Consider the following 21,215-nt stretch of genomic DNA (forward strand, 5'->3'; position numbering starts at 1 on the left):
CCTTTTTTTATGATGTTTTGGATATATTGACCGATTAAAATTTAAGATTTTGAAAGGATTAAAAATGGAGCTAAAACTTGCAAGAGCTGAATTAGACGCAAAACCAAAAACGATTTCGCTAGAAAAAATAGAGGCAGCTGTCGAAAAAGAGGGTCAGAAAATTTTCTATTTTGATAAAGAAAACACACACAAACAACTAATCGCCTTAGTCGAGCACTTTGAAGAAAAAGGGCTAGGCGTCTATCACAGAACCGTAAAATACGGACTTGATGATAGCGACTACATGTATGAAGTGCATATACTTTAATGAGTAAAAAACTCTTTATCCAAACTTTAGGCTGTGCTATGAATGTTCGTGACAGCGAGCATATCATAGCTGAGCTCTCACAAAAAGAAGACTACTCCTTAACACAAAATATAGAAGAAGCTGATTTAATCCTTATAAATACTTGCTCGGTTCGTGAAAAGCCAGTTCATAAGCTCTTTAGCGAAGTCGGAGCCTTTGAAAAAGCCAAAAAAAGAGGTGCTAAAATAGGCGTTTGTGGCTGTACTGCAAGCCATTTGGGTAGTGAAATTTTTAAGCGCGCACCTTATGTTGATTTTGTCCTTGGCGCAAGAAATGTTAGTAAGATCACAAAGGCAGTAAATACGCCTAAATTTATCTCAACCGACATCAACCACGACGAGAGCGAATACGCATTTGGCGAGTTTAGAGGCTCACCATATAAAAGTCATATCAACATCTCGATCGGATGTGATAAAAAATGCACCTACTGCATCGTCCCACACACCAGAGGCGATGAAATTTCTATCCCTTCAAGCCTCATTTTAAAAGAGGTAGAAAAGGCTGCAAACAGCGGCGCAAAAGAGATATTTTTACTAGGGCAAAATGTCAATAACTACGGTAAAAGATTTTCAGGCATACAAGAAAATATCGATTTTAGCGACCTGCTAGTAAAGATAAGCGAGATAGATGGCGTTGAGAGGATAAGATTTACAAGCCCGCACCCACTTCACATGGATGATAAATTTCTTGAAATTTTCACTAATAATCCAAAAATTTGCAAGTCTATGCACATGCCACTTCAAAGCGGAAACACCAAAGTTTTACGCGAAATGAAGCGTGGATACACAAAAGAGTGGTTTTTAGACCGCGCGCTAAGACTTAGAAAGATGTGCCCGGACGTGAGCATCTCAACTGATATCATCGTCGCATTTCCGGGCGAAAGTGATAGCGAGTTCGAAGACACGATGGACGTGCTTGAACAAGTTAGATTTGAGCAAATTTTTAGTTTTAAGTATTCGCCTCGCCCTCTTACAAAGGCAGCTACTTTTACGAATCAAATAGATGACAAAACTGCTTCAGAAAGGCTCACGCGCCTGCAAAATCGCCACAGCGAAATTTTAGACGAGATCGTGGCGGCGCAAAAAGATAAAATTTTTGATGTATATTTTGAAGAACTAAGGGCAAACGGCGGCGTTGCTGGGCGAAGTTTTAACAACTTTTTGGTTCAAGTTGATGGCAGCGAAGAGCTTCTTGGCACTACGCAAAAAGTAAAGATCACAAACCCAAAACGAATGGTTTTGTATGGCGAGCTGCAAATTTAAAAGCACCCTTGAAAAGGTCGCCCTAAACATGGGCGTCTTTTTCATCTATATTTTGATGTGGCTCATTTTTTTAACCTGCAAAAAGAGCTACACTTCAAATTTCTTACCACAAAATGGTTGCGTCGTCGTCTTTTGGCACGGGCGCCTTAGCTTTATGAGCTTTGCTTATAGGCAGTGGTGGAGCAGGCAAAATAGAAAACAAGGTAAAGTGATAATCAGTGACCACAAAGATGGCGAGCTCATCACTAGAATAATCAAATTTTTTGACATCGGCACCATTAGGGGTAGCAGCTCAAAAGGCGGCGCAAGGGCGCTTATAGAAGCCTTAAGAGAAATAAAGCAAGGCCACGACGTCATCATCACGCCAGATGGCCCACGTGGACCAAGACACAGCGTAGCAGACGGAGCAGTAGTGATCGCACAAAAGTCATCTTGTGAAATTTATGCTCTAAATTTTGAAGCAAGCTCGTTTTGGGAGTTTAAAAGCTGGGATAAGATGATACTTCCAAAGCCATTTTCAACTATAAATTTTAGCCTCTCGGCCCCCTTTAGTGTGGCAAATTTGGAGCAAAAAGATGCAAAAGAGAAGATACAAAATGAGCTTTGGCAAGCCTCACAAAATGATGGCGGAAAGAGCATTTTACAAAACGAAGATGACTTTAGAACAAATTTAAAAATTTGGTGGAAAAAATATGCGCATAAAAATCCACAAATAAGCGATGAGATAAAAGAAATTTTGGACGAAATTTATGAAAAATAAGCTATCTATCTTTATAGCCATCTTTCTAATTATTTTATTTGGGCTATTTTTTTATAGCGACAACTCCTATAAACTCGCCCTTGAAGCAAAATTTTTATACGAAAACAAAGAATATGAAAAAGCCTTGAATTTAAGCCAAAAAGCACTTGATATAGATATTTATAACAAAATGGCAAATACTGTGCTAAATCAAAGCAAAGCTGCTATCAAATTTAGTTTATACATAAAAAATGGCAAAGAGTATCTTGAGCGTATCAAAAAAATGAGCCAAAGTAGCGTCAGCAAGGCTGATAGTGAGCGCATTAAAATGATGTGTGATGTGATGATAGAGGATTTTGACGACCTTAAAAACTCGGCCCTACTTGATAATGAGCTAAAAAATGAAGCTTTAAATACAAAAGAGATTTTCATTAAGCTTAAAAACGAGCTGTTTTAAACTTATTTAATCCCTTTTTAGCTACCATAACAAAAATTATGCACTAAATTTAGGAGATTTATGTCTTTTAGCGTTAAAAAGCTTTTTTCTAACCTTTTTTTAAGCGTCATGTTGGAGGGCAATGAGTGCATATTCTTCGGTCAGGTCTTTAGAAATGGCAAACTTTTAAAAACTATAAACACTAAATTTACAGATATAAATATCGATAATATCGATGAAAAAATCATAAAATATATAGAAGAGCAAGAAAAAACATATTTTGGTGTATATGTTTCAGTTTTTTTTAACGACGACTCGCAAGGCGCGCTTCCTAGTGTTAGCTTCGATGAATATAAAAAATTTAATATAAATACTAAAAATCTTACAAGCCTTATCATGCAGGATAGCTGGAGTATTTATGCAAATTTAAATGCTATAAAAAAATATAAAAATTTATTTGGACAAGATAGTGTAGATCTCATCTACTCACCTATTGCCCTACTCTTTCACGAGCTTTTAAAACGCGGAATTTCTCCAAAAACTACACTTTATCTTTATATCCATGCACATTCGTTTACGCTTGCGATCTTTAAAGATAAACAAATGAAGTTATCTACTTTTTTAAATATGTCTGGCATTGAAGAAACCAACCAGGAAGCTGAAAGCCTAAAAGAAGAAGATATAACAGATATTGATAACTTAATAATTAAAGAAGAAAATGACGCAACATCGCTTGATGATTTTAAAAGTTTAGATGATTTTTTAAGTGATGATAAGCCAAAAGAATTTGAAGATCTAAACTATGAACTAAATATGCCAGTTTCTACAAATGTAGAAAAATCGGTTGCTATTTTTGGGTATGACATGAAGATGTTTGATTACATCGTAAAGGCTGTAAAAGAATTTTACGAAAATCCTCTCTACGGCAGCGATTTTATTGAACAAATAATTGTTTTTGAAAACACAAAAACAAGTGCAACCTTTTTACAATATCTGCAATCTGAGCTTTTAGTGGAGACTTCAGTGTATCCAGTGAATACAAATCATATTATGAATGAAATCATGCAAGAAGAGATAATATTATGAGATTTAGCTTTATTGCTCCGGAACCAAGACCACTTATATCTATCTTTAGCAAAATTTGGCTAAGCCTTATAAGCTTTGTGTTTGTAGCTCTTTTGGCAATAAATTTCTTTATACTTTACAAAAACTATTCAATTGAAAAAAATATAAATTTTTTATCAAATGAGCAAAAAGAGCTTAGTCAAAAAATAGTCACAACAGATGAAATTTCAGCTAAGCTTGCCATACAAATAGAATCTGCAAATGATATTTTTACATCAAATTCTATTCTCAAGCAAAGCTTGCACAATCTTTTTGACCTAGTGCCTGACAGCATAACACTTGAAGAGGTTTTTATGGATAAAAACTCACTTATCATTCGTGGTATAACGCCAACAAAAGATGTATTTAATCAGCTTCTAGCTTCACCTTTAAGATCTATTTTTACGACTTCAAATACTAGCTTTTATCAAAGTAAAAACGGCTGGTACGGCTTTATAAGCACAAACAAAATTGATAATTCTGAGGGATATAATGAGTAAAAAAGATACGAGCTTAGAAAAAATAGATCCCGTCAAGCTTTTACTTTTTATATTTGCTTTTATTATAGTTTGCTTCATTATGATATTTGGCTTTATCGTGCCAAACATAAAAGAATTTAAAAGCCTAACTAGACAAAATTATTCACAGACCTCATCTTATACAAAAGTAAAAAATGAATTTGAAGCCAAATTTAAAAACCTTGAAGCAACTAAACAAAAAGATGGAGCTATCATTTCAGCTTTTGAGGCTAAATTTGATAAAGATAAATTTATAGAATTTGCCTCTAAATTTTTCAGTGAAGTAAGCCTTAGTAAAATAGAAGAAAGTGATAATAACGCTAGTGAAAAATTTTTTAGATTTCGTCTAAATGTAACTAGCTCTCTAAGGACGCCACAAAAATTTTATGACTTTTTAGATGCGCTTAGCAGCTATGACAGTATCGTAAAGACCGAATTTCCTATCGTCATGAAAGGCGAAAAGGATAAAATCCATACTACTTTTAATATAAAAGTTTTTGGGTTGAAGTGAAATTTTAGATTTTATTTAAAAAAGCTACAGATATATAACAGTTCTCTCAAGTTCTTAGTTATAGAAATTATATTTTTATAGATATAAATTTAGGTATTTCATCGGTATTGATATAAGCTCAACATCTACAAAAGTAGCGATACTAGATAATCAAGATAATTTTTGCAATCTATTTTGTTATCAAGTAGTTTTAGTGCCATAAAAATAGTACGCGATATAAAAGAAATTTTAGAACAAAAAGGCTATCAGTATGCCTCGATCGCAGCTACTGGGTATGGAAGAGCAAGTGTAGAAACGGATATAATAGCTTTTGAAAGCTGTACAGGAACTAAAAATTTAAAAAATAATATAAGCGCACAAGGCAACCTTGAAGAAAATATCGCCAAACGTTACTTAAAGACACCCCATCTTCTGTAATGTACAAAAACGACGCAATATCTGATGCTATTAAAAATTTGTAGATGAATATAAAGCAGATGGTGCAACAGATATCGTTTTAAGTGGCTATCACAATTATACAATAGAAACAAACAAGATAAAAGAAGCTAGCAAAGAAGCTGGTGCAAGCTATATGAGCATTGAGGACTGACTACCCCAAAAAAACAAGATGTTGTCCGGATTTGCACACATTTGAAGGCATTTTTAGAATTTCTCGAATAAAACATCAAATTTTAAAAGACTCAAGAAGAGCCTTTGTTGATTTATTACGAATTTTTAGAACAGTATTTTAACTACTATTACTTTCTATCCACACATTTGCCAAGTTGGCAGGCTCTTTTGTAAAGTGCGTCTGCCTTTACTTCATCTCCGCTTAGCTTTGCAAGCAAAAAGCATGACTGAGCATACTCAAGCTCGCAGCTCTTTGCCAAAAGCCTTAGCACTCTAGCCTCAGCCTTAGTTCTATCTATCTTATGAGTCTTTAAATTTTCGCTTTCGATGTAGGATTTTAGCCCCATAGCCTCATTATAGCAGCCAACGCCATCGCCACTATCACAAGCTAGTTTATAAAGTTTTAGAGCTTTTTCCATATCTTTTTGCTCATCAACAAGCCCTTGCTCATAAATTTGACCTAAATTTGAACAAGCCGTCGCAAGCCCAGCATTGCAAGCTTTTTCGTAGTAGCCTTTTGCCTTTACAAAGTCTTTTTCATTGCTAAAATTTACAGCTAAATTGTTGCAGTCGATGCTATTTCCACCCTCGCAGTTTTGCACCATCTTCTCTTTTTCAAGCTCAAGACGCTCTGCCCTCGCCTCTTCATCACTTTGCCAAAAGCCAAAGCTTACCATCTTTTGCCACGACCAGCAACCACTAAGCATAAAGCCCATAGCCAAAATAAGACCGAAATTTAAGACCTTTTTCACTTACATTCCTAGCTTTGTGCCTAGTCTTTTCATCTGCGGGCATGCCTTACTTAGCCCACGAAAGCAAGCAACTTTATAAATTCCATAAGCCCTTTTTTCGTCTTTATTGACACCAAGACCAAGCTCATACATCGCTCCGATATTGGCACAACTTGGCAAATCGCCAGCATTGCATGCATTTGTATAAGCTTGCATTGCTAAGTAGTAATCTCGCTTAACGATTTCGCCCTTTCTATAAGCATTGCCTAAATGATAGCAAGCTTGCATGCCTCCGCCATTGCAGCTTTCTTTATAAATTGAAATTGCCTTTTTTGGATTTTTTTTGACTCCAAGTCCAAGCTCATAAAGAGTGCCCAAATTTGCACAACCGACTTGCACCTTAGCATCGCAAGCTTTTTTATAATTTGTTAAAGCATTTTCATATTCTTTTAAAAGCTCGTAATTTACACCCAAATCGTTGCAAGCTTCCGCATCGCCTTCTTGGCATTTTGGTATTAAAATTTCGATCGCATTTCTTGAAATTTGCTCTTTATTTTGCACTATTTTTTCATCCTTTGGTTGCTGCCACGAATCATCTTGTTTTTGTCCTACACCAATCACGTTTAAGCAGCCAGTGAAAAATAAAGCCGATAAAAGCAATAAATATTTTTTCATTCTTTTCCTTTTAAAATTGTCCAAATAAGTCATTTAGTGCTTCACTGATACTTGGATGAGTGAAAATTTGATTTTTAAAGAAATTTGCGTTTGCTTTTAAATTCATAGCAATTGCGATTTCATTTATCAGCTCATTTGCATAGATGCAGTGAAAGCTAGCACCTAAAATTTCGCCACTTTGTGCATCAACAATAGCTTTTAGCATACCTATATCGTGATTTAGTACTTTTGCGCCTGGTACTGTTGCCATACTAAGCTTTAGCTCTTTAAAATTTAGCCCAAGCTTGCTAGCTTCTTTTGCATTTACTCCAACTCTTGCTAGTGGAGTATCGGTAAACAGCACATTTGCATGAATGCTTCTATTTTTAGTATTTCTCTTTTTATCACCAAAAATTTGTGAATAAACTATCCTAAAATCATCTAAGCTCGTATAAGTAAAAAGCTCTCCGCCGCGCACGTCGCCTACCGCATAGATATTTGGCACATTTGTTTGAAGGTTTTCATTTGTCTTTATAAAGCCTTTTTCATTTAGCTCAACTCCAGCAGCTTTTAAATTTAAATCATCTACATTTGCTACTCTGCCAAGTGCGATCAAAAATGCATCAGCTCTAAGGCATCTTTGCTCGCCATTTTGCTTGAAATTTAATATATTTTCTTTAATGCACTCTATCTCGCAACCCTCTAAAATTTCAACGCCTTGGACTCTAAGAGCCTCTTTTACGCTATTAGCTATATCATCATCTTCGTTTTTAAGTAGTTTTGAACGTCCTACAATAGTCACTTTTGAGCCAAAATTTGCAAACATTGATGCAAACTCTATACCGATAAAACCACTACCGATAATGACAAAATGCTTTGGTAAATTTTTTAGATCAAGCAGCGTTTGGCTTGAAAATACATTTGAGTTTACAACCTCAAAAGGAGCATCTGCCTCTTTTGAGCCGCTATTTATGATGATAAAGTCGCCCTCTATTATCTTTTTCTCGCCGCTTGGCGTTGTTACAAGTACGCTATTTTCACTAGCAAATGAGCCAACGCCATCGATCACATCGATATTTTCTTTATCATTTAGCATCGCATAGTTTTTAGCGTTCAAAGCTGAAATTAGTTTATTTTTATTTTCCACACTAAGCGTGTAATATTCGCTTTCAACGCTATTATTTACAAATTTTGCCTCTTTAGCGGCTGTTATTAGACGTTTGGTTGGTATGCAGCCAACATTTATGCAAGTGCCTCCATACATCTTTGGCGATCTCTCTACAAGAGCCACTTTTTTGCCAAGTGCGGCAGCTTTAACCGCTAGCGTTTTGCCAGCTTTTCCAAAACCAATAATTACAATATCATATTTCATTTTCAGTCCCTTATCTTTCCCATTAAATAATAAGTTGTTTCATTTATCTTTTTTAGCTCCATTTTATATTTATTAGCCCAGTTCTTTATAATCTCATCAACTCGCTCTTTTATTTCATTAACGGTAGCTACATTTTTTATCTTTAGTCTATCTTCACTTCCACTCATCGCCACAAAACAAAGATGCGGCTTTAAATGATCGTTTAGTTCAATTATGCTCTTTGGCAAAAGACCATCAGTATTGTTTAAAATTCTACACATTTGAGCAGTGGTCGTTTCATTGACGTTATAGCCAAGCTGGATTAAAAGTGCATTATGATCCATATCGTTCCTTTTGCTTAAAATTTGCGGGCATTATAAGATAAAATTGGATAAAATCGCCTAAATTTTCAAGGACAAATATGAAAAAATTTATCATTTTTGTGTTTAGTGTTTTGCTATTTTGGGGATGTTCGTTAGATCAAATTTCACAAAATTTTGGCCTTAGTGAGCCACCACTTGATCCAGAGGTCGAGCAAATAGCAGATGCCATCTATCTATACAATGAAGGCAACTATCCAAAGGCTTGCAAGAGATTTTACGACTACGCAAAAGATGGCAACGTCCTAGCCATGCAGCAAACTGGCATTTGTTTTCGTGATGGCAAAGGCTTTAGCAAGGATATCTTAAGAGCACTTTTTTGGTTTGAAACAGCTGGCAGATACGGCAATATAGACGGACTAAGAAGTGCTGGATATATCTACGAGTACGGCCTTGGGGTCAATAAAAATTTAGAAAAAGCGATATATTTTTACGAAAAAGCCACAAGCCTTGGCTCAAGCGAGGCCAGCTATGATCTAGGGCTTATCTATCTAGGTAAAAATAACTATAAAAAAGCGAGAATTTATCTTGATGAGGCTTGCTTTAAAGGCAAAGAAGAAGCCTGCACAAAGCTAAAAGAGATGAAATTTTAGCTCTCATCTCTTTTTATAAATTTATTACGCCTCAGCCTTTTGAGCGATCAAGACGCCTTCTATCATCTTTTTGATGTCACCATCAAGTATCGCATCAGTCTGTGAGTATGCCTCGCCGCTGCGGTTGTCTTTTACTTGCTGATATGGGAAAAGCACGTATGATCTTATCTGATGACCCCAGCCGATCTCGCTCTTTTCGACGCTGTTGCTCGCCTCTTGCTGCTTCATTAGCTCAAGCTCGTAAAGGCGCGACTTTAACATCTTCATCGCTGTAGCTCTGTTTTTGTGCTGGCTGCGGTCGTTTTGACACTGCACGACGATGCCAGTTGGTATGTGCGTGATGCGGATGGCAGATTCAGTCTTGTTTACGTGCTGACCGCCTGCGCCACTGGCTCTATAAGTGTCTATCTTTAGATCTTTTTCCTCGATCTCGATCTCGATATCATCATCTATCTCAGGGCTTACCATGACACTTGAAAAGCTTGTATGACGGCGCCCTGCACTATCAAATGGGCTTGTGCGAACGAGCCTGTGGATGCCATTTTCTGCTTTGAAGTAGCCATAAGCGTTTTCACCTTTTACTATAAAGCTCACGTCCTTTAGCCCAGCCTCATCGCCCTCTTGAAAGTCAAGAGTCTCAACCTTAAAGCCTTCACGCTCACAAAATCTAAGATACATCCTATAAAGCATGCTCGCCCAGTCATTACTCTCAGTGCCACCAGCTCCAGGATGGATCGATACGATCGCGTTTTTGCCATCATCTTCGCCACTTAAAAGCATAGAAATTTCAAGATTTACTATCTTTTCATCTAAATTTTTAGCGTCATTAAAGAGAGAATTTATAGTCTCTTCGTCATTTTCAGAATTTGCTAGCTCAAAAAGCTCCTTTGCATCGCTTACTGCCTGGTTGGCATCGTTAAATTTTGCAAGCATATTTGAAATCTTAGTTTTTTCCTTATTTAGCGCCCCTGCTTTAGCGATATCTTGCCAAAAATCAGGATCTTGCTCGGTGGCCTCGATCTCTTTTAGTCTAGCCTTTATCTCGTCAGGCTTTACGATAGAGCCTATGTTTTCAACTTTTGTTTGTAGCTTCTTTAAAAGCTCGTTGTATTCGTAACTATCCAAGTTTTTCTCCAAAATTTTTTGCCGATTTTAGCCAAAAGTTGCTTACATTTTTAAATTTACGCCCTTTTAATCCTTTTTTGTTACAATGCCAAGTTAAAATTTCAAACAAAAAGAGTCAAAATGCAAATCATAAGAACTATAAAAGAACTTGAAAATTTCGTCTCTAGCACAAGCGCAAAGATCGGTTTTGTGCCAACCATGGGCGCGCTTCATAACGGACACGTTAGCCTTATTAAAAAATGCGTGAGTGAAAATGAGATAAGTATCGTCTCAACATTCGTTAATCCAACTCAATTTTTACCAGGCGAAGATCTAGACAAATATCCAAGAAACGAGCAAAACGACATTAAAATTTGCGAGCAAAATGGCGTTAGTGCTATTTTTATCCCAGATGCTAATGAGCTTTACTTTGAAGATGAACCTCTAATCGTCGCTCCAAAGAAATTTTCAGCCATCTTAGAGGGCAAAACTAGGCCAGGCCACTTTGACGGCGTCTTAAGGGTGCTAAACAAGCTATTTCGTCTAACTCGTGCAAATAGCGTTTACATGGGCAAAAAAGATACACAACAATTAATCATCGTGCAAAACATGATAAAGACATTTTTTCTTAATACCAGCCTAGTGGCTTGTGATATCGTTAGAGAGCCAGACGGCTTAGCGCTTTCAAGCAGAAACGTCTATATCTGCGACGAAGATAAATGTAATGCTCTAAGGCTTTCAAGATCGCTAAATAAAGCACAAAATTTGATCCAAAACGGCGAAGAGGACGCAAGCGAGATCAAAACAAAGATGCTTGAAGTGCTAGAGCCGTTAAAGGTTGATTATGTCGCAATTACGGATAGAAATTTAAATGAAATTTCAAAAGTAGAAAAAGGCAACACTATCATCTTAGTAGCAGCTTATGTTGGCAAAACTAGGCTAATAGATAATATCTGGATATAAAAATGCCAAAACTTCACTTAATTTCACTTGGCTGTAACAAAAATTTAGTTGATTCTGAAATAATGCTTGGCAGATTACAAAACTACGATATCACAGACGATATCAGTGACGCTGACGTTATCATCGTAAATACCTGTGGCTTTATCAAATCCGCCAAAGAAGAGAGCATACAAACCATACTTGAGATGCACGAAGCACGTAAAAATGGCTCTTTACTAGTAGTGACTGGCTGTCTTATGCAGCGCTACAAAGATGAGCTTATGAAAGAGCTACCAGAGGTAGATCTCTTTACCGGTGTGGCTGACTATGACAAGATCGATGAGATCATCTTAAAAAAGCAAAATTTATTTAGCCCGCAAACTTATCTGCAAGCAAATGAAGAGCGTGTGATAACTGGCTCAAACTACCACGCCTACATCAAAATTTCAGAGGGCTGTAACCAAAAATGTAGTTTTTGTGCCATTCCAACTTTTAAAGGAAAACTAAAATCACGCTCGCTCGAAAATATCGTAAATGAGGTTAAAAATTTGGTCAAAAAAGGCTACTACGACTTTAGCTTTTTATCTCAGGACTCAAGCTCATATATGCGCGATCAAGGCGTTAGTGACGGGCTTATAAATTTAATAGACGAGATAGAAAAGATAAAGGGCGTAAGGAGTGCCAGGATACTTTATCTCTATCCAAGCACGACCAGCAAGGAGCTCATTTCGCGTATCATCGCCTCGCCTGTCTTTCACAACTACTTTGACATGCCTATCCAGCACATCAGCGAAGACATGCTAAAGATAATGAAGCGTGGAAGTGGTGCTAAAAAGATAAAAGAGCTTTTAAATTTGATGAGAAATGCCAAAAATTCATTCTTACGAACTGGCGTCATCGTAGGACATCCAGGCGAGAGCGAGGAGGATTTTGAGGAGCTTTGCAAATTTTTAGAAGAGTTTAATTTCGATAGAATTTCAGCCTTTGCCTACTCGAAAGAAGAAGACACAGCCTCTTTTGAAATGGAGCAAATCCTAGCTAAAATCATCTCAAAAAGACTAAACAAGATAGAAAAAATCACTAAAAAATCGATAAATGAGAGCTTGCAAAAAGAGATTGGCAAGCAAATTTATGCTTCTCTTGAGGGCGAAAGCAGCGAGGGCGAGATGTTTTACGCAGCCAAAAAAGACATTTGGGATAAAGATATAGACGGCGAAATTCTGATAAACGAGAGCGATGTAAAAGAGCTTGAGATCGGCTCACTCTACCTTTGTGAGGTCACTGACGTGGTCGATCAAAAACTAATCGCTAAAATCATCAAAAAAGCAAAATGATAAGCCAAAATGTGCGAGAAAAGCTAAACCCAGGTGCAAACCTGCTTGCATTCTCGCACGGTATAGATAGCACTGCACTTTTTTACATTTTAGAAAAGGCTGGGATCAAATTTGATCTAGCGATGGTTGATTACAATGTTCGAGAGCAAAGTAAAAACGAGATAAAAAGCGCAAAAGAGCTCGCAGATAAATTTGGTAAAAAAATTTATACCAAAAGCGTTTTTTTAGATAAGTCAAATTTTGAAAAAAATGCGCGCGAGGTAAGATATGAATTTTTTGGAGAAATTTGCCAAAAATTTGGCTACGAAAATTTAATCCTAGCTCATCAGTTTGACGATAAATTTGAGTGGTTTTTGATGCAACTTAGTAAGGGTGCTGGACTAAAAGAGCTCTTTGGCATGAGCGAGCTTGAAAAGAGAAAGCACTTTTGGCTAGTTAGGCCGCTTTTAAATTTACGCAAAAAAGAGCTTCAAAACTATCTTGATGAGAGAAATTTACGCTATTTTATCGATGAGACAAATTTAAAAGGTGAGTTTAAAAGAAGCTTCATGAGGCTAAATTTTAGTGAGCCATTTTTGGATAGATATTTTATTGGCGTGCAAAAGAGCTTTGAGTTTTTAGAAGCCGATAGACAAATTTTAATGCCAAATATCACAAAAATAAGTGATGAAATTTTTATCATAAAAAATGATAGTAATGCGATACGAGGTGTCGATATGGCGGCAAAAGAGCTAAACGTGCTTCTAAGCAAAGCTCAAAAAGATGAGCTAAGTGCAAATTTAGCAAAGCAAACAAGCGTGGTGCTAAGCGGCAAGATCGCTGTCGGATACGCAGATACTTACCTTCTAGTAACTCCATTTTGTAAAACCATAATGCCAAAATTTTTTAAAGAGAAGGCTAGAATTTTAAAAATTCCAGCTATAAATAGAGGCTATCTTTTTGCTATAAATTTTGATTTATCAAAAATTAAATTCTAATAAATATTGAAAGATTTGGCTTTTGCCTGAAATGCTCAAAACAAAAGCCAAGATTAATTAAAATAAGCTATTTACGCTTTCATTGTGATATACACGGCGTATCACTTCGCCAAATAAAGAAGCAGCACTTAGCACTTTTATACAAGGAAGCTCCTCTGCTAAAGGTATCGTATCTGTTACCACTAGTTCATCTAAAAAGCCTAGTCTTAGCCTATCGTAAGCTGGCCCGCTAAGGACTGGGTGCGTACAAAACGCCATAACGCTAGTTGCGCCACGCTCTTTAAAAATTTCAGCTGCTTTTACGATCGTACCAGCTGTATCTATCATATCATCAACCAAGATCACGTCTTTGCCATTTACGTCACCGATTATATTCATCACTTCGCTCTCGTTTGCTTTTTCGCGGCGCTTATCTACGATAACCATGTCAAGATTTAGATTTTTAGCCAAGGCTCTAGCACGAGCCACGCCACCTACATCAGGGCTTGCAACGATTGGATTTGGTAAATTTTTAGCTCTTACGTAGTCATTAAAAATGATACTTCCATAAAGGTTATCAACCGGAATATCAAAAAATCCTTGAATTTGTCCTGCGTGAAGATCCATAGTGACGACTCTATCGATACCTGCTGTTTGCATCATATTTGCCACTAGTTTTGCAGTGATCGGCACTCTAGGAGCTGCTTTTCTATCTTGTCTAGCGTAGCCAAAATACGGCACAATCGCTGTTATAGAGCTTGCGCTACTACGTCTTAAAGCGTCAGTTAAGATAAGTAGCTCCATTAAATTTGTATTTGTCGGTGCACATGTTGGCTGAATGACAAAAACATCTTTTCCACGCACGCTCTCGCCGATTTGCACGCTGATCTCTCCATCGCTAAATCTTTTTATACTTGCCTCGCTAAGAGGAAGTGAAAGATATTGCGAAATTTTCTTTGAAAGCTCAATATTAGCCGTTCCTGAGAAAATTTTATAGCCTCTCATAATGATAACCCTTTTAGTGATTTTTATGTTGGGATTTTATCAAAACGAGCTTTAATTTAAATTTATTCTTTTCAGGACTATTTTCTAGCCCTAGTTTAATTCTTATCGCCACAATCAAAAATTTGAGCTCTTACTCTATAACCAAGTGCAGACGAGCTTCCATCTGGGCAGGTTTTAATACCTTCAAAAAGCCAGTAGCAAAGCGCCTCTTCTTTTATAATGTAAAGCACAACTCTTTTATGAAGTCCTACTATTTCAACTGCTTCATTTTTTAGATCATTTATCGCACCTTGTCTAAGTCCTTCAATAGTTGGATTCATTCTACCATTTGCCTCATCGCTTCCTTCTGCCTCGCCTAAAACTTTGCAACTATAAGGTGTAGAATTTACCATAGCTATACCTTTTGAGTCTGGCGATAATGGCTTTGGTATAAATTGTGGTGCCATGCAACCAGAAAATAAAGCTAAGAAAGTGCAAAAAACTATCAAATTTGAAATTTTCATTTAACCTCCTTAAATAAATTCTTGCATTATTCTATTTTAAATTTAAAGAAAACGCAAGGTAAATTAAACAAACATAAAAAATATAAGATAACTAAGAATATTTTTTTATTTATAAACATTATAGGACTACAATCACAACATGTTTAAAGCTTATAGAATTTATGATTTTATCAAAGATGATAGTTTGGATATGAAGGCGGCTTTTGTTGATAGACTCTATCCAAGAGGCATAAGAAAAGAGATATTTTCAAATTTTCTTTGGTTAAAAGATATCACACCAAGCACTGCTTTAAGAGAGTGGTTTCATGAAGATAGAGAAGCTAGATTTGATGAGTTTTGTGAGAAATTTGAGCTCGAGCTTGATAATGAAAAAGCGCAATCTTGCTTTAAAATGCTAAAGAAACTAGAAAAAGAGCATGGCGATATAGCACTTCTAACAGCTAGCAAAGATATAAATCTTTGCCATATCGTTGTGTTATTAAAAATTTTAAATAAGTAGTTTGCTAGCCTATTTTGAAAGAGTGCCAAGCACCTTTTCAAACTGTACACCATACCATGCACGACTCTTATCTTTTAGCGTGACTTTAATGCTACTAAGCACAAAGTTTGCTGCCTTTTTGATGGCGTTTTGCATGCTTTCGCCATTTATGAGTGAGCCAAAAAGCACAGAAGCAAATATATCTCCGGTTCCACTCGTGTGAAATGGCAAAAACTCGTGAAAATACTCTACTTTCTCTTTTGTCTTTGCGTCGTAAGCTATGATGCCACATTCATTTTGCTTGTATCTAATGCCCTTTAACACAATCTTTCTAACTCCAAAGCTAGCTAAGCCTTCAAGCAACTCTAAAATATAATCTTGCGTATAGTCACTGCCAAAAAACGGCATCCCACACATAAAGCTTGCTTCAGTTATGTTTGGCGTGATGACGTGAGCCTTTGTGCAAAGTTCACGCATTTTCATAACAAATTTTTCATCAAATCCGTGATAGAGCTTGCCATTGTCGCCCATGCAAGGATCTACAAGTATTAGTGGAGCAGAGCCACTAAACTCATTAAAAATTTTCTCTATCAGCTCAAGCTGGCTAAAGCTGCCTAAAAATCCAGTATAAATTCCATCAAATGCGATATTTTCTTTGTGCCATACTCGTGTTATTGCGTCAAATTCATCAGTCAGATCACGAAATGTGAAATTTTTAAAGCCAGTATGAGTCGAAAGTAGCGCAGTAGGCAATATACACGCCTCAATGCCTTGAGCGCTAATTATCGGAAGTGCGACAGTAAGGGAACATTTGCCAACGCACGAGATATCTTGTATTGTAAGGATTCTTTTCATTTATGCTCTTAGTTTGTAAAATTTTACTCCAGCAACATTGGCTAGATAAACCACATCTTGTTGTAAGAATTTTGCTATAGTTTGCTTTGAAGAGTCAGAAAAATTTTCTTCAACATTTGCAATAGTTTGCGGACGACGCCTTAGCATTTCTAGAATTTCATCTTCACTAAAGTTATACTTTTGCTCTATTTTGTGAGCTTTGGCTATATTAACTGGTACGCCACTTATCTGCTTGGCTAGCTCCTCTAGTTTTTTAGCGTCTACACCCTTTACATTATAAGCTGGTGGGCGATCTATCGTGCCAATATCCACTCGGTGCGGAGCTATCTCATTTATCGCAGCATTGAGTGCTATAAATTCCTCTTCTTTGTCGTTAAATCCAGCCACAACCAAAATTTCAAGCACAAGCTCACCAGCGAATTCCTTGCGAAATTTAGCCATTGCTTTTATAAGCTCGCCAACTTCTATACCGCTTTTGTTGCGGTCTATCTTTTTAAATGTGCTTTGCACCGCGCTATCAAGGCTAAATTTCACTATATCAAGCCCTTGCAAGGCTTCACAAATTTTTTGATCCCTCGCGCCTGAGCCATTACTCAAAATAAGTGTTTTTGCGCTACCTTTTAGCTCATTTACTTTTGCTATCAGCTCTTTTAAGTGTGGGTAAAGAGTTGGTTCGCCATTTGCTGTAAGCGTGATGACGTCGATATTTTGATAAGCTTTTAAAGCTTCTTTTAGATCGCTTATGATCTCGTCAACACTTGGCGGATTTTCTATCGCATTGACTGTTTTTGCGCCACTTAGCTCGCAATAAACACAGTCAAAATTACATGATTTTTGATTAGGGCTTAGATCGATGCCAAGGCTCATGCCAAAACGGCGAGAATTTATCGGTCCAAAGACGATGCAAGGCTTATTACCTTGCACTTTTTGTCTGTACCTGTTTTATAAAATATTTTGCATTCTCAACTGGCACATCAGGCAAAATTCCATGACCAAGATTGAAAATATGAGGCACGCCTTTCATCGTGCTTAAAATTTTATCCACGCCCTCATCGATCGCCTTCTTGCTATATAGCCTTGTTGGCTCCATATTGCCCTGAAGGACATATCTTGGGCTAAGTTTTTCTTTGGCTAACTCGATTGGCGTGCTCCAGTCAACGCCAAAAACGTCAAATTTACCTGAAATTTTATCCAGATAGCCACTTATTCCTTTTGGAAAAACGATGACTGGGATCTCTGGAAACTCAGCCTTGACGCTATCAACTATTTTATTTATATAGCTAAATCCAAACTCAAAATATGCCTGCTCTTCAAGCGCAGCCGCCCAGCTGTCAAAAATTTGTACCGCATTTACACCAGCTTTTATCTGCTCTTTCACGTAAAGGATGAGAGCTTGCGTCACTTTTTCTAAAATTTGATGTAAAAATTCTGGATTTTGATAGAGCATTTTTTTGCAGATCGCATAAGTTTTACTGCCACAACCCTCGATCATATATGTAGCTATCGTCCAAGGTGCGCCGCAAAAGCCAATGAGCGCCTTATCTTTGGCTAATTTTTCTCTTGTAAGTTTGATCGTGTCATAGACGTATGCTAAATTTTTAGTCGATTTTTCGATACTAAGTGCATCAAGTGCGGCCTTATCACGCAAAGGCTCACTAAAAACTGGCCCTTCGCCTTTTTCAAAACGTAGATCCATGCCCATTTCAAGAGGCACAACGAGAATGTCGCTAAATAAAATCGCCGCATCAACGCCTAGAATTTCAACTGGTTGAAGCGTAACCTCGCTAGCCTTTTTGTAGTCTTTGCAAAGTGACAAAAAATCCCCTGCTTGCGCGCGTACTCGCATATACTCTGGTAGATATCTACCAGCTTGGCGCATCATCCAAACAGGCGTATAAGGGGTAGGTTTTTTAAGACAAGCGTCTATAAAAATCATTAAATTTCCTTTAAATTTTTAAATGGATATTACCTAAAAATAGCTAAAGAAAAGATGTAGGAGAAATTTTAAGCGTAAAAACGCTTAAAATTTTAGTGATCTCCCTTGTGAAGGAAGTAAAGTCCAAGGCAAAGTGCAAGGATAGAAGCCGCAAGATAGGCCATCTCAAGCGGAGTTGTGAAGTTTGCGTGAAGCACTCTTTGGAAGAAATTTACGATTAAAACCATGACGATCACTTTGCCAAGCTTGTCTTTTAGCTCATCAAGTGAATGCACTTCAAGCACCTTGCTCTGCTTTGACTGCTTTAACTGTGTGATCTCCGAGATGAAAAGCTCGTAAATTCCGAAGCTAAATATATAAAGAACAAGCGCCATCAAGTATAGATCAATCGCTCCAACAATCTCGCCAACGACTTCTGAGTGGAAATTTTCAACGTGAAAATCTGCGGCAAAGAAATATTTATAAACCTCTAAAAGTACCTTGCCGACGTCGTAACTTGCGATGATAAAAAGTACGATCGCACCTAAAAGTCCAAAGATTACTGGAAAAAGTGTGAAGCTGTTGCTAGCAAGCAAAATTTTTTCAAATATCTTACGCAATAAAAATCCTTTTTATTTACTCTTGCATCGCGATCCACTTTTGCGCGATCCTGACAGCATTTGTCGCAGCCCCTACGCGGATCTGATCGGCGCTGCACCAAAGGTGAAGCACATTAGGTCTGTAATTATCAACTCTAATCCTGCCAACGTAAGTCTCATTTGTATCGCTTGAAATGATAGGCATCGGATACTCTTTATTTGCTGGATTATCGACTACGACGACGCTTGGAGCTTTGCTTAAAATTTCTCTTGCTGCATCTGCGCTCACGTCTTTGTCAAAGTGGATAGTGATCGCCTCAGAATGGCTTCTAAGCACTGGCACACGCACACAGGTAGCGCTAACTTCTATATCTTTGTGAAGAATTTTTTGTGTCTCATTGACCATTTTCATCTCTTCTTTTGTGTAGTCATTGTCCAAAAAGACGTCGATGTGAGGGATCACATTTAGTGCTAGGCGGTGCGCAAATACCTTTGGCTCGCACTCATCAAGCTTAAACTCAAAGAATTTTTGCATCTGAACGACAAGCTCTTCCATGCCCTCTTTGCCAGCACCGCTTGCTGCTTGGTATGTAGAAACATCGACTCTATTGATACTAAAAGCGTCGTTTAGCGGTTTTAAAATTTGCACCATTTGGATAGTCGAGCAGTTTGGATTTGCGATGATGCCGCGGTTTTTCCACATAGCAATGTCACTTGGATTGCACTCTGGCACAACAAGAGGGATATCTTTATCCATCCTAAAATGGCTGGTGTTATCGATGACTACTGCGCCACTATCAGCTGCAAATTTGGCAAATTTCTCTGAGACTGAACCGCCTGCACTAAAAAATGCGATATCGATCTCGTGCTCGTTAAAAACTTTCTCGGTTAGCTCTTTTACTTTATAGTGTTTGCCCTTAAATTCGATCTCCATGCCAACGCTCTTTGCACTTGCAAGTGGCAAAAGCTCACCAACTGGGAAATCAACCTCCTCCATAACTCTAAAAAGCTCTTCGCCGACCGCTCCAGTAGCACCAACGACCGCTACGTTAAATTTTCTCATCTGCTCTCCTTGGTTTCTTTTAATTTTCTTAATTTGCATAATTTTACTAGCCAAAAACTTAAATTTTTACCTATTTTTTACTTCTTGCTTGCAAAAATAGATCTTTTGGCAAAATTTCATCGCCCTCGCTTAGTATCGCTGCACGCTGCACGACTGAGATAAGCTCTCTTATGTTGCCTGGGTAGTCGTAGCCTAAAAGCTCCTCTTTGGCTGCTTTTGAGAAATTTTTAGCCTCAAAGCCATACTCTTTGCAGCATTTGTCCAAAGCATCCTGCGCGATAGGCAAAATTTCATCCTTACGCTCGCGAAGTGGCGGGATGAAAAGCGGGATCGTGTTTAGGCGGTAGAAAAGATCCTCTCTAAACTTGCCCTCTTTCATAGCAAGCTCTAAATTTGCATTTGTAGCGCAGATGATGCGAACGTCTATCTTTTCGCTCTTTGTAGCGCCAAGTCTTGTTATCTCGCGCTCCTGCAAGGCACGAAGCAATTTTGGCTGTAAATTTATAGGCATCTCGCCGATCTCATCTAAAAATAGCGTTCCGCCATTTGCCAGCTCAAACTGCCCTTTTTTGGTAGTCGCAGCGTCAGTAAAGGCGCCCTTTTCAAAGCCAAAAAGCTCGCTTTCTATCAAATTTTCAGGGATCGCAGCCATATTTAAAGCGATAAATGCAGCATCTTTTCTAGGTGAGTTTGCGTGGATAAATTTAGCAAAAACCTCCTTGCCAACGCCGCTTTCGCCACTAAGCATGATAGAAGCGTCGGTTCTTGCGGCTTTTAGCGCGATATTTAGCGTAGTTTCAAGTACCTTTGAAGTGGCTAAAAAGCCGTTATTTTCGCTTTTGGTTTCTACTTTTTTTATAGTTTTTGGAGTTTTTTGCTTAAGAAGTTCGACCCTTTTTATCGCCTCGTAAAGCGTTGAGACGTCAAACGGCTTGGTTAAAAAGTCCTTTACGCCGAGCCTAACGCTTTCTATCGCCTTGTTAAGTGTCGCGTTTCCTGTCATTATGATGACGTCAAATTTGCCATTTAGTTCTTTAATGAACTCAAGTCCGTCCATCTTTGGCATGTTTATGTCGGTTATGATTAGATCAGTGTCGTCGCTTAGCTTTTTTAGAGCCTCAACTGCGCTTTTATAGCTCTTGATGTTTAGCTCTTCATACTCGCCAAGTGCGATCTCAAGCGACTTTCGCATATTGATGTCATCTTCTACTATGACGATATTCATTT

26 protein-coding genes are annotated in these 21,215 nt (G+C 37.6%); 13 read left to right on the top strand and 13 right to left on the bottom strand.

The window, feature by feature from the left end; all coding sequences use genetic code 11:
• The first annotated feature begins 64 nt into the window (after positions 1–64).
• From CVS95_RS00710 to CVS95_RS09610, 8 genes are all read left to right on the top strand, one after another.
• Positions 65–307, top strand: coding sequence for an HP0268 family nuclease (locus tag CVS95_RS00710; protein WP_107695219.1), 243 nt, complete (start codon positions 65–67; stop codon positions 305–307).
• Complete coding sequence (gene miaB, locus CVS95_RS00715; protein WP_107695220.1) at positions 307–1,608, top strand: tRNA (N6-isopentenyl adenosine(37)-C2)-methylthiotransferase MiaB; 1,302 nt, start codon at positions 307–309, stop codon at positions 1,606–1,608. The genes CVS95_RS00710 and miaB overlap by 1 nt, the downstream gene beginning before the upstream one ends.
• The gene (locus CVS95_RS00720) at positions 1,589–2,368 is read left to right on the top strand and encodes a lysophospholipid acyltransferase family protein (RefSeq protein ID WP_107695221.1); all 780 of its coding nucleotides are present in this window, start codon (positions 1,589–1,591) and stop codon (positions 2,366–2,368) included. The genes miaB and CVS95_RS00720 overlap by 20 nt, the downstream gene beginning before the upstream one ends.
• Entirely contained in the window at positions 2,358–2,804 is a 447-nt protein-coding gene (locus tag CVS95_RS00725) for a hypothetical protein (protein ID WP_107695222.1), read from the top strand. The genes CVS95_RS00720 and CVS95_RS00725 overlap by 11 nt, the downstream gene beginning before the upstream one ends.
• Positions 2,805–2,864: 60 nt before the next feature.
• Positions 2,865–3,869 (top strand): hypothetical protein, encoded by a 1,005-nt coding sequence (locus tag CVS95_RS00730; RefSeq protein WP_107695223.1) that lies wholly within the window; start codon positions 2,865–2,867, stop codon positions 3,867–3,869.
• Positions 3,866–4,387, top strand: coding sequence for a hypothetical protein (locus tag CVS95_RS00735; RefSeq protein WP_107695224.1), 522 nt, complete (start codon positions 3,866–3,868; stop codon positions 4,385–4,387). Before CVS95_RS00730 ends, CVS95_RS00735 begins: the two co-directional genes overlap by 4 nt.
• Positions 4,380–4,916 carry a hypothetical protein gene (locus tag CVS95_RS00740; protein WP_107695225.1) on the top strand — a complete coding sequence of 179 codons (537 nt, stop codon included), beginning with the start codon at positions 4,380–4,382 and terminating at the stop codon, positions 4,914–4,916. Before CVS95_RS00735 ends, CVS95_RS00740 begins: the two co-directional genes overlap by 8 nt.
• 174 nt (positions 4,917–5,090) lie before the next feature.
• Complete coding sequence (locus CVS95_RS09610; protein ID WP_199906324.1) at positions 5,091–5,333, top strand: hypothetical protein; 243 nt, start codon at positions 5,091–5,093, stop codon at positions 5,331–5,333.
• A 320-nt stretch (positions 5,334–5,653) separates the two neighbouring features.
• Here the strand turns inward: CVS95_RS09610 and CVS95_RS00750 are convergent, their stop codons facing one another.
• Genes CVS95_RS00750 through CVS95_RS00765 form a run of 4 tightly spaced genes read right to left on the bottom strand, consistent with a single transcriptional unit; the run spans position 5,654 to position 8,605 of the window.
• A complete protein-coding gene (locus CVS95_RS00750; protein ID WP_107695226.1) occupies positions 5,654–6,277 on the bottom strand; it encodes a tetratricopeptide repeat protein in 624 nt (207 codons plus the stop codon).
• Positions 6,278–6,931, bottom strand: coding sequence for a tetratricopeptide repeat protein (locus tag CVS95_RS00755; protein WP_107695227.1), 654 nt, complete (start codon positions 6,929–6,931; stop codon positions 6,278–6,280).
• A 10-nt stretch (positions 6,932–6,941) separates the two neighbouring features.
• On the bottom strand, positions 6,942–8,282 hold the full coding sequence (locus CVS95_RS00760; protein WP_107695228.1) for a dihydrolipoyl dehydrogenase family protein: 1,341 nt from the start codon (positions 8,280–8,282) through the stop codon (positions 6,942–6,944).
• 2 nt (positions 8,283–8,284) lie between these two features.
• Complete coding sequence (locus CVS95_RS00765; RefSeq protein WP_087585814.1) at positions 8,285–8,605, bottom strand: type II secretion system protein; 321 nt, start codon at positions 8,603–8,605, stop codon at positions 8,285–8,287.
• Positions 8,606–8,682: 77 nt separating this feature from the next.
• Here CVS95_RS00765 and CVS95_RS00775 point away from each other — a divergent pair, with 77 nt between their 5' ends.
• The gene (locus CVS95_RS00775) at positions 8,683–9,234 is read left to right on the top strand and encodes a tetratricopeptide repeat protein (RefSeq protein ID WP_107695229.1); all 552 of its coding nucleotides are present in this window, start codon (positions 8,683–8,685) and stop codon (positions 9,232–9,234) included.
• 24 nt (positions 9,235–9,258) lie between these two features.
• Here the strand turns inward: CVS95_RS00775 and prfB are convergent, their stop codons facing one another.
• Positions 9,259–10,359: a peptide chain release factor 2 gene (prfB, locus tag CVS95_RS00780; protein WP_107695230.1), complete on the bottom strand. Its 1,101-nt coding sequence runs from the start codon at positions 10,357–10,359 to the stop codon at positions 9,259–9,261.
• A 120-nt stretch (positions 10,360–10,479) separates the two neighbouring features.
• Between prfB and panC the strand changes: the two genes are divergently transcribed.
• The 3 genes from panC to tilS are packed head-to-tail and all read left to right on the top strand — an operon-like array spanning position 10,480 to position 13,591.
• Positions 10,480–11,301: a pantoate--beta-alanine ligase gene (gene panC, locus CVS95_RS00785; RefSeq protein ID WP_107695231.1), complete on the top strand. Its 822-nt coding sequence runs from the start codon at positions 10,480–10,482 to the stop codon at positions 11,299–11,301.
• Positions 11,302–11,303: 2 nt separating this feature from the next.
• Entirely contained in the window at positions 11,304–12,614 is a 1,311-nt protein-coding gene (gene rimO / locus CVS95_RS00790; RefSeq protein WP_107695232.1) for a 30S ribosomal protein S12 methylthiotransferase RimO, read from the top strand.
• On the top strand, positions 12,611–13,591 hold the full coding sequence (gene tilS, locus CVS95_RS00795) for a tRNA lysidine(34) synthetase TilS (protein ID WP_107695233.1): 981 nt from the start codon (positions 12,611–12,613) through the stop codon (positions 13,589–13,591). The genes rimO and tilS overlap by 4 nt, the downstream gene beginning before the upstream one ends.
• A gap of 57 nt (positions 13,592–13,648) precedes the next feature.
• Here tilS and CVS95_RS00800 read toward each other — a convergent pair whose 3' ends face one another.
• Positions 13,649–14,575, bottom strand: coding sequence for a ribose-phosphate pyrophosphokinase (locus CVS95_RS00800; protein ID WP_072594149.1), 927 nt, complete (start codon positions 14,573–14,575; stop codon positions 13,649–13,651).
• Positions 14,576–14,670: 95 nt separating this feature from the next.
• On the bottom strand, positions 14,671–15,078 hold the full coding sequence (locus CVS95_RS00805) for a hypothetical protein (protein ID WP_107695234.1): 408 nt from the start codon (positions 15,076–15,078) through the stop codon (positions 14,671–14,673).
• A 139-nt stretch (positions 15,079–15,217) separates the two neighbouring features.
• Here CVS95_RS00805 and CVS95_RS00810 point away from each other — a divergent pair, with 139 nt between their 5' ends.
• Positions 15,218–15,577 carry a DUF488 domain-containing protein gene (locus CVS95_RS00810; RefSeq protein ID WP_087579994.1) on the top strand — a complete coding sequence of 120 codons (360 nt, stop codon included), beginning with the start codon at positions 15,218–15,220 and terminating at the stop codon, positions 15,575–15,577.
• Between the two features lie 9 nt (positions 15,578–15,586).
• Here CVS95_RS00810 and CVS95_RS00815 read toward each other — a convergent pair whose 3' ends face one another.
• The 6 genes from CVS95_RS00815 to CVS95_RS00840 all read right to left on the bottom strand — a co-directional run bounded on the left by CVS95_RS00815 (position 15,587) and on the right by CVS95_RS00840 (position 21,213).
• Positions 15,587–16,411 carry a pyridoxamine kinase gene (locus CVS95_RS00815; protein ID WP_107695235.1) on the bottom strand — a complete coding sequence of 275 codons (825 nt, stop codon included), beginning with the start codon at positions 16,409–16,411 and terminating at the stop codon, positions 15,587–15,589.
• The gene (locus CVS95_RS00820; protein ID WP_107695918.1) at positions 16,412–17,278 is read right to left on the bottom strand and encodes a radical SAM protein; all 867 of its coding nucleotides are present in this window, start codon (positions 17,276–17,278) and stop codon (positions 16,412–16,414) included.
• Between the two features lie 46 nt (positions 17,279–17,324).
• Entirely contained in the window at positions 17,325–18,347 is a 1,023-nt protein-coding gene (hemE, locus tag CVS95_RS00825; RefSeq protein ID WP_107695236.1) for a uroporphyrinogen decarboxylase, read from the bottom strand.
• A gap of 92 nt (positions 18,348–18,439) precedes the next feature.
• Complete coding sequence (locus CVS95_RS00830; protein ID WP_085657434.1) at positions 18,440–18,946, bottom strand: YqhA family protein; 507 nt, start codon at positions 18,944–18,946, stop codon at positions 18,440–18,442.
• Positions 18,947–18,962: 16 nt separating this feature from the next.
• Positions 18,963–19,988: an aspartate-semialdehyde dehydrogenase gene (locus CVS95_RS00835; protein WP_107695237.1), complete on the bottom strand. Its 1,026-nt coding sequence runs from the start codon at positions 19,986–19,988 to the stop codon at positions 18,963–18,965.
• Positions 19,989–20,058: 70 nt separating this feature from the next.
• A complete protein-coding gene (locus CVS95_RS00840; protein WP_107695238.1) occupies positions 20,059–21,213 on the bottom strand; it encodes a sigma-54-dependent transcriptional regulator in 1,155 nt (384 codons plus the stop codon).
• Between the last annotated feature and the right edge of the window lie 2 nt (positions 21,214–21,215).

It is taken from the genome of Campylobacter concisus (genome assembly GCF_003048905.1).
Classification (GTDB): Bacteria; Campylobacterota; Campylobacteria; order Campylobacterales; family Campylobacteraceae; genus Campylobacter_A; species Campylobacter_A concisus_V.